The following is a 2,869-nucleotide window of genomic DNA, read 5'->3' on the forward strand; positions in this document are numbered from 1 at the left end:
TGGTAATCTGTTATGTATATCCTTTCTCATTGTAGTCCGTGGTTCTGAGTAATAGGAATATTTTTTAGATAATTATATAGAATGTTTATATATTAATAGTTTCTACAGCTTATTTAATAAATTAAGTATTAACTAATTATACTTAATTTATTAAATAATAATGAGTTATTATACCTTATAAGAATGTAACAAACTTACATTCTAGCTTTCCTTAAATTTAATTTGAGATTGAACTATAAAAAATATTACTCATATAACTTTTTACAAGTTATATGAGTAATCCTATTTAACGAATCTCTTTATTATTAAAAATAATATTAGGTATTCTCTATGTTAATTTCTTTTTTATTTAAGAGTTGCCCGGTTTGTTTAGTACTTAATTTATTACGCAGTTTGGCATATTTATCATCATACCAAAACATTAAACACCCATTACACCCCTTAGAGCAACAAGCGTGATTTCCTAGTTTAGGAGTTCTTTTAATCTGATTAACATCTCTATTTAGTAAATCATGTTTAGCTTTATTTAAAGCTATTGTAGAGGTTTGATTATTTTCCACCTTAAAGGCTACTAAATTATGCTTCAGCACTGAAATATCCTGAGTGCTCTGTAAATTAAGCTTTCTTACCACACTAAAGATCGGTAGAGCATTTGTGATAAATTCTAGATTTTCTTGATGAAATAAACTCAGAGGAATTTTTACCGCCTGCCCCTGTTTACCTGGAGAGATTTTACTTTTTATTTCAGCAGTACTATAATCTATAAAATCATACATTCTCAGTCTAATCGGTTCAAAATAATAAGGAGAAATAAATTCTAAAATATCTCCTACATTTAAGAAATTACGTATCTCCATAACTAGAGCATTATCCTCATGGGCTATAATAACTCCGGCAAAAACATAAGAACTAATAGTACTAGCAGTTTCATAACTATGAGCTATATTAGTAAGTCTTCCCTCATGAAAAGCTAGAGTATATCCCCTATTTTGTAGTGTGTTAAGCTCTTCTAAATATTTTTTATAATTCCACTCTGCTTTATTATTATACCAATCCTTAATAGCAGTGGAATAGGCTCTAGCTGTGATTGCAGCATAGTATTCACTCTTATTTCTACCTTCTATTTTTAGGGTGTCAACCCCCAATTCTAAATAATCATTTAATACCGGCATTAAACATAAATCTTTAGAGTTTAGAATATAAGATCCCATTCCGTCTTCTTCTATAGGATAATAAACTCCTTCTCTAAATTCTTCTTCTAAAGCAAAAGCAAAGAAATCTTTATTGTCTTCATTTAAGGTTACTGAAAATATCTTATCATTATTTAGCTTAACCCTAACCTTATAATGCCACCTACAACTATGTGCACAATTACCTTGATTTGAACCTCTTTCTGCCATAAAATTTGAAAGTAAACATCTACCTGAATAAGTCATACACATAGAACCATGTACAAAGGCTTCAATCTTAATACTTTGACATTTCTCTTTTATTTCCTTTAATTCTGAAAAACTTACTTCTCTAGCTAAAACGCAAAGTTTAGCTCCTTGTTTAGCCCAAAAATCTACAGACAACCAAGAACAAACGTTAGCTTGGGTTGAAACATGTAAAGGAATTTGCGGAGCATGCTCTTTGAAATAAGCAAAGATACCCGGATCTGCAATTAATAAGCCATCAGGATTAAGTTCTTGTATTGTTATTAAGAATTCCGATAATTTTTCTATATCTTTATTATGACTGAATAAATTTAAGGTTAGATAAATCTTTTTATTATGATTTTTAACGAATCTAATTCCTTCTTTTAAATCTTCTAAATTAAATTCCGACTTAGTACGTAATGACATATCAGGAGTACCTGCGTATACAGCATCTGCTCCATATAAGATAGCAGTTTTAAGTTTTGCTAAACTACCCGCAGGTAATAATAATTCAGATTTTTTTTGATAATTCTTCACCTTAATATTTAAGCTCCTCTTTTAATAGTACCACTAGTTCAATCCCAGCTTCAATTAGTACCGCTCTACTATCTCCTGCGGCATGATACAAATTTTTAGCCACTACTCTTTTTATTCCCGTACTTACTATTAACATAGCACAACTAAAACATGGTTCCATAGAACAATAAAGAGTTGCTCCTTCTATAGCAATACCATATTTTGCAGCCTGAGCAACAGCATTTTGTTCTGCATGAATAGTTCTAATACAATGCTGTTTTACAATGCCATTTGGATAGATAACTTCACGGAATAAATGCCCAACCTCAAAACAATCTTTAAACCCGCTGGGAGCACCAACATATCCTGAGGTAAGAATTTTATTATCTTTAGCTATAATACAACCACTAAACCCTCTATCACAGGTTGCCCTTTTAGCTACAGTATCTACTAATTCTATAAAATATTCATCCCATGAAGGTCTATTTTTATGGTCTTTTTGTAAAGACATATTTTGTTGCATGACTTAATACTTATTTCACTCTACAAAAACTTCTGATATTTTATTATAAAAACCACTTAAAAGCTCTATTTGAGTATAATTTCTTAACAAAAACTTAGTATTAATTATAAAGGGGGTAGTATGTATTTGTTCTGAACTTTTTGCAGATAAATTCAAACTAACCTCAAAAACATTTCTATAAATAATAGTATCTCCTTCTGCTATTACTACAAATAAAGGAAGCGAAACTTGGGAGGTTTTTAGCTGGTTCTTACTAATCTTTTTAATATTTAATAGAAGAGATACCTTGGAATCCAAATATAAATTAAGCGGGGTTTGTTTTATAATTTCATCTTTTTTAGCGAAAGTTAGAGATCCTATAAATAGATCGGAAGAGCGTCGTGTAGGGAAAGAGTGTAGATCTCGGTGGTCG

The 2,869-nt window shown here is 30.4% G+C and carries 2 protein-coding genes; both read right to left on the bottom strand.

The window, feature by feature from the left end:
• Positions 1-317: 317 nt before the first annotated feature.
• Positions 318-1,955 (bottom strand): U32 family peptidase, encoded by a 1,638-nt coding sequence (locus ACQCX0_RS01480; RefSeq protein WP_462562364.1) that lies wholly within the window; start codon positions 1,953-1,955, stop codon positions 318-320.
• A 1-nt stretch (position 1,956) separates the two neighbouring features.
• Complete coding sequence (locus tag ACQCX0_RS01485; protein ID WP_462562365.1) at positions 1,957-2,457, bottom strand: deoxycytidylate deaminase; 501 nt, start codon at positions 2,455-2,457, stop codon at positions 1,957-1,959.
• Between the last annotated feature and the right edge of the window lie 412 nt (positions 2,458-2,869).

It is taken from the genome of Candidatus Hepatincolaceae symbiont of Strigamia maritima, from assembly GCF_055505085.1.